The organism is Kitasatospora sp. NPDC059817 (assembly GCF_042731835.1).
Lineage (GTDB): Bacteria > Actinomycetota > Actinomycetes > Streptomycetales > Streptomycetaceae > Kitasatospora.
In genome coordinates, this window is the sequence record NZ_JBHWIR010000230.1 from 4,284 (window position 1) to 9,967 (window position 5,684).

A 5,684-nucleotide genomic window follows, 5' to 3' on the forward strand; every position below is an offset into this window, starting at 1 on the left:
TCCCCACACCCCCCGCGCGGGCCCCCCCCCCCCCCACACTCCCTAAACGCGGCCGGCCCGGGCCCCCCCCCCCCCACCCCCGGTCTGCCCCTACCCACGACCGGCACCTCACACCAGGCCGCCTCACCGCAGGCCGACAGGGGGAGAAACCCATGACGAGCTCCACACTGGAGCGGGACCACAAAGAGGGGAACGAGGCGGCGGACGTCCTCGCCCGGGCCCGCAACCTGGTCGACCCGGTCCTGCGGGCCGCCGTCGACTCACTGCCGGGCGCGATGCGCAAGGTCGCCGGCTACCACTTCGGCTGGTGGGAGGCGGACGGCTCGCCCGCCGACGCCCCCTCCGGCAAGGCGATCCGGCCCGCCATGGTCCTCGCCGCCACCCAGGCACTCGGCGGCACGACCGCCGAGGCCACCGCCGCGGCCGCCGCCGTCGAGCTGGTGCACAACTTCACGCTGCTCCACGACGACGTCATCGACCGGGACGAGACGCGCCGCCACCGGCCCACCGCCTGGCGGGTGTTCGGCACCACCGAGGCCATCCTGGCCGGGGACGCCATGCACTCGCTGGCGCTGCGCCTGCTCGCCGAGGACGCCCACCCGGCCGCCCGGAGCTCGGTCCGCCGGCTCACCGACTGCGTGGTCGAGCTGTGCGAGGGCCAGCAGATCGACTGCGCCTTCGAGCAGCGCAGCGACGTCTCGCTCGCCGAGTGCCTGGCGATGGCGGAGGCCAAGACCGGCGCCCTGCTCGGCGCCGCCTGCGCGATGGGCGCCCTGTACGGCGGCGGGTCGGAGGAGGCCGCGCAGGCGATGGACGGCTTCGGCCGGGAGATCGGCCTGGCGTTCCAGCTGATCGACGACCTGATCGGCATCTGGGGCGATCCGGCGGTGACCGGCAAGCCGGTGGGCGCGGACCTCGTCGCCCGGAAGAAGTCGCTGCCGGTGGTCGCGGCGTTGGGCTCCGGCACCCCCGAGGGGGCCCGGCTCGCCGGGCTGTACGCCCTCGAACGCCAGCTCAGCCCTGAGGAGTTGGCGCAGTGCGCGGCGTCCGTCGAAGGCGCCGGCGGCCGCGGCTGGGCGCAGGGCGAGTCCTGCGAGCGGATGGCGGCGGCGATGGCGCAGCTGGCCACGGCCGTCCCGGAGCCGTCGGCGGCCGACGAACTGCTGGTGCTGGCCGAACTGGTCACCCGCCGCAGCCACTGACCGGGCTCGTCCGACCGGACTCGTCGGGAGTGGGGGGTGGGGGCGGGCGCGGGGGGGGGCGCGGCCCGCCTCGCCGACCCGGCCGGCGCCCTGGACGAACTCGTCGCCGGGGACGTCACCGTCCGCGCCCGCCTCGACTCCGGCTGGCGCGACCTCACCGACCAGGGCCGCCTCGCCCTCGGCCGGCTCGCCGCCCTCCCGCTCTCCCTGCTGTTCACCCTCCCCGAGGCCGCCGCCGCCCTCGGCCGCCCCGAACGCCTCGCCCTGCGCACCCTGGAGGCCCTCACCGACACCGGCGCCGTCACCTCCCCCACCGGCGAGGTCACCGCCCACGCCGCCCTCTACGCCCTCCCCCGCCTCACCCACCTGCACGCCCGCGAGCACAGCACCGTACTGGCCGACAACCTCAACTGAGCCCGCCGCGCCGACCGGCGCCCCTTGGGCCGAGCGTCAGCATGTCCAGCAACTCCCCGCCCTCCAGGCCCTGTTCGACGGCCCGCAGGGCGAGCAGGACGCCCGCCGCCCCGGTGTGCAGGTCCGCCGAGAACCGCCGCAGCCGCATCCCGGGGACGAGCAGCCCCTCCGGCCGCGCGACCAGGTGCCACTGGAGCTTGCGGACCTGCTCGCGGACGGCGTCCCGGGCCGCCGGCCCGCCCAGCCGGTCCAGCGCCAGCAGCAGCCCGGCGCGGCCCCGGAACAGCCCGGGCTCGCGGACGAATCCGGGTGCGCAGACCCGCCGCACGTCGGCGAGGAACTCCTCGGACCCGCCGAACTCCCGGAACCCGTCGAACTCCTCAGACCGGCCGAACTCCTCGGACCTGCCGCCGCCGAGCGCCTGGTACTCCTGGGCGACGAGCGCGATCCCGCTGCTGCCGCGGTCGAGGTAGGCGAGCCGCCGCCCCCGGTCGAGGACCTGCACCGACCCGTCGGGCACCCGTACGCACTGCGCCACGGCGCGCTCCAGCGCCTCGCGCCCGGAGGCCAGCAGCCAGTCCTCGCCGGTCCGCTGGTACAGCCGCAGCTGGACGAGGGCGATCCCGGCGAGGCCGTACAGCAGTCCGGCCGCCGTCGGCGCGCCGAGCCCCGGGACGGTCTGCCCGCGCAGCACCGCGTCGAGCGCCCGCGCGTCGGCGAGGGCGTCCGCGAGTTCGCGCCGGCTGCCGAGGGCGTCGGCGAGCCGCAGCCGGGCGAGCGCGGCGCCGGCCCGGCCGCCGTGGAGGGCGACGGTGGGCGCGGGCCGGGCCTGCCGGGCCTGTGCGGCCAGTTCGGCGGCCTCGTCGCCGCGGCCGACCCGGGCGAGCACGGCCGCCACGCCGAGCGGCCCGTCGAAGAGCCCGCCTGCGCCCGGCCTCGGGCCGCGCCGCCGCATCGCCGCGATCAGCCAGTCCGCGTACTCGTCGGGGCAGGGCGCCCCGGCCCGGTGCAGCGCGTACAGCACGCCGGCGGCGCCGTGGGCGACGCCGGTGCCGCCGTCGGCGAATCCGGCCGGGTCGCCGGGGAAGAGCCGGTCCGGCCGGTCGGGGGTGGCCCCGGCGTGGATGCCGGCGACGAGTTCGTTCCTGGCGGCGTCGAGGGTGGGCCCGGCGAGGAGTTCGCGGACCCGCCGTTCGCCGACCGGTTCCACCGGCGCCACGGCGCCCGGCCGCACCGGTCCCTCCTCCGGCCCGAGGCCGAACCAGTGCCGTGCCCGCCGTTCCAGCGCGGGCAGCTTGCCGGGATCGCGTTCGGCCAGCTCCATCACGGGCATCAGCAGCATCAGCCAGGTGGCCCAGAGCATGTGGCGGTCGGCGTCGGCCCCGTCGAGCCCGGGCGGGGGCTGCAACCCGCCCGCGCCGGCGAGCGGGACACGGCGGCCGGTGAGCTCCTCCGCGTACTCGAAGTCGACGAGCACCACCGAACCGTCCGGACGGACGATCACATTGGCCGGGTGCAGGTCGCCGAACCGGACGCCCCGCTCGTGCAGGGCGCCGAGCGCCTTCTCCAGCCCGGCCACGACCCCGGCCACCCAGTGCGCGTACTCGGCGCGCTGTCCGGCGGTGCAGTCCTGGTGCACCAGCGGGTAGCGGCGGATCGCCTCGGCGAACAGCTGGACGCCCTCGATGTGCTCCTGGACCAGGAAGGTGTGCTCCCAGACCGTCCGGACCTCGTGCAGCCGGGGCACGCAGTCCAGGCCTGCGAGCCGTTCCAGCGCCCACTGCTCGCGCCGCAGCCGGGTGACGGCGTCGTCCCCGGCGGCGTCCAGCCCGGCGTGCGGGCGGGCCTCGCGCAGCACCACCCGCTCCCCGGTGGTCCGGTGCTCGGCGAGGTAGATCCCGCCGGCGTTGGAGAACTGCAGCACCTCGACGATCCGGTACGGCAGGTCGCCGCCGGCCGCCTCCCGGGCGGCCAGGTGCGGGCGCAGCTCCTCGGGCGGGTCGACCCAGGCGGGCAGTTGGAACACCGGGTCGCGCCGGTCGGGGACCAGCTCGCCGGACGGGTCGCGCAGCGCGGGCACGGGCCGCCCGTCCTCGTCCTGGCACCACAGCTCGACGAACGCGCCGTAGCGCACGTACACGGGGGCCGTCCCGATCCTCAGGTCGGTGAGCACGTACGGCCCCAGGCGGCCCGCCAGCACCTCGGCCAACTCCGCCGCGACGGCCAGGAACTCCTCCTCCGACGCCGGGTAGACGGTGACGAACTTGCCGCTGCTGCCGCGCCCCATGTACTTGCCGTTCGCGACCCGCAGCGCCTCGTCGCTGCGCAGGAACTTGAACGTCGTGCGGCGCGCCGTGCAGACCCGCGCGACGGCCCGCAGGGTCGCCTCGGCCTCCTCCGGCACGGTCGAGATGTGGATCTTCCAGCCCTGCTCCGGCAGCCGGGCACCGTCCGGCCGCAGCGCCGTCCACAGCCCGCGCCGTTCGCGCCGCCACCCGGCGGGCGGTGCGCCGAGCCCCAGCTGGTACCGGCCGGCCCGGTCGCGGAGGCGGCCTGGGGTGTCGTAGTACGTCGGATCGGCGAGGCAGTACAGCTGGGTCTCCTGGGCGCCGGCCATGGCGCGCCTCCTCTTCCGGGTCGTCTTCCAAGCTCTTCCGGGTCATTCGTCTCCCGGGCCGCCGGGCCGTTCAGCCTGCGGGCGCCGGTAGCGGTGCCGGGGCCGGCGCCGGGCCGCGCCGGACCGGCGGCGCCCAGGTGACCACGGCCGCGCAGAGCGAGATGGCGAGGGCCAGCAGGGCGAAGGTCCGGGTGCCGCCCAGGGCGCCGAGCAGCGCGCCGCCCACCAGCGGGCCGAACGGCTGGACCAGGGTGGACAGGAAACCGGCGGCGCTCTGCACCCGGCCGATCCGGTCGGGCGGCGCGGCGAGCAGCATGCCGGAGACGAAGCCGATGCTGGCGACCGTGGACAGGCACATGCACACCGCGCAGAGCAGCCCGATCAGCAGCGGGATCCGGGTGAGCACCAGCACCCCGGCGGTGGCGGCGGCCGCCCAGCAGCTGAGCGCCACCAGCCTGCCGTCGCCCGCCCCAGAGCGCGCTCTGGGCCCTGTCCGGGCCTCCAGCCTCGGGGCGAGCAGCGCGCCGGCCAGGGCGCCGGCCGCGGTGCAGGAGACCACGGTGCCGCCGCCGATCCCGGAGCGGCCGCCGTCGGAGGCCACGGCCAGGGTGGTGAACATCAACGCGCTGAACGCGAAGTTCATCCCGAGCCCGAAGATCAGCAGCAGGGTGCGCAGGTAGGGCTGGCGCCAGATGAAGCTGAGCCCGGCGGTCAGTTCGCCGCGGCTGAACGCCGCGCCGCTCCTGGCGGCGGGCACCGAGCGGGTCCGCATCAGCGCGACGCAGACGGTGGAGAGCAGCAACCCGACGCCCTCCGCGAGGAACGGCAGCACCGGGTGCCAGGCGAACAGCGCGCCGCCGGCGATCGGCCCGACCAGCCGGGCTGCGGCGCCGCGCGCCTGCATCCGGGACGAGGCCGCGCGGACCTGCTCGCGCGGCACCACCGCGCGCAGCAGGCCGCCGGCGGCGGGCCCGTAGGCGCTGGTGATGAGCGCCCCGGCGGCGGCCACCAGCAGCACCAGCGGCAGCGGGGTGTGGCCGCGCAGGACGGCGATCACCAGCGCGGTGACGGCGAGCAGGCTGCCGACGTCGCACACCCGCATCAGCCGGCGCCGCTCGATCCGGTCGGCGAGGACGCCGCCGGGCAGCATGGTGAGCAGCAGCGCGCCGATCGAGACGGTGCCGATGGCGCCCGCCTGGGCGGCCGATCCGGTCTCCCGCAGGACGAGCAACGGCAGGGCGATCGAGGCGAGTTGGGAGCCGAGCGAGGCCATCAGGCCGCCGACCCAGAGCAGCCGGAAGTCCCGGTTGCGGGAGAGCGAGGTGGGCTCCATGGCCGTCCTCCGGGGTGGGGGGTGGAATCGGGCCGGGGGGGGGGGGGGGGCCCCCCCGCGCCCCCCCCCCCCCCCCCCCGAGCCGGGAGAAAAAAAAACACAAAACACAACCCACACA

Annotated in this window: 4 protein-coding genes; 2 read left to right on the forward strand and 2 right to left on the reverse strand. The window is 76.8% G+C overall.

The annotated features are described in order from the left end of the window. The first annotated feature begins 152 nt into the window (after positions 1–152). Positions 153–1,202, forward strand: a complete 1,050-nt coding sequence (locus ACFV61_RS31500) for a family 2 encapsulin nanocompartment cargo protein polyprenyl transferase (protein WP_063348813.1) — start codon at positions 153–155, stop codon at positions 1,200–1,202. A gap of 36 nt (positions 1,203–1,238) precedes the next feature. Continuing rightward, positions 1,239–1,616: a hypothetical protein gene (locus ACFV61_RS31505; protein WP_380495316.1), complete on the forward strand. Its 378-nt coding sequence runs from the start codon at positions 1,239–1,241 to the stop codon at positions 1,614–1,616. On the opposite strand, the gene lanKC is transcribed toward ACFV61_RS31505, so the two are convergent. Both lanKC and ACFV61_RS31515 read right to left on the reverse strand, forming a co-directional pair. Continuing rightward, entirely contained in the window at positions 1,609–4,233 is a 2,625-nt protein-coding gene (gene lanKC / locus ACFV61_RS31510) for a class III lanthionine synthetase LanKC (protein WP_380495318.1), read from the reverse strand. The genes ACFV61_RS31505 and lanKC overlap by 8 nt on opposite strands. A gap of 70 nt (positions 4,234–4,303) precedes the next feature. Then, positions 4,304–5,566 (reverse strand): MFS transporter, encoded by a 1,263-nt coding sequence (locus ACFV61_RS31515; protein ID WP_380495320.1) that lies wholly within the window; start codon positions 5,564–5,566, stop codon positions 4,304–4,306. Positions 5,567–5,684: the final 118 nt, after the last annotated feature.

Coding starts and splice junctions, on each gene's coding strand:
- ACFV61_RS31500 (WP_063348813.1), top strand. CDS start 153: ATGACGAGCTCCACACTGGAGCGGGACCACAAAGAGGGGAACGAGGCG.
- lanKC (WP_380495318.1), bottom strand. CDS start 4,233: ATGGCCGGCGCCCAGGAGACCCAGCTGTACTGCCTCGCCGATCCGACG.
- ACFV61_RS31515 (WP_380495320.1), bottom strand. CDS start 5,566: ATGGAGCCCACCTCGCTCTCCCGCAACCGGGACTTCCGGCTGCTCTGG.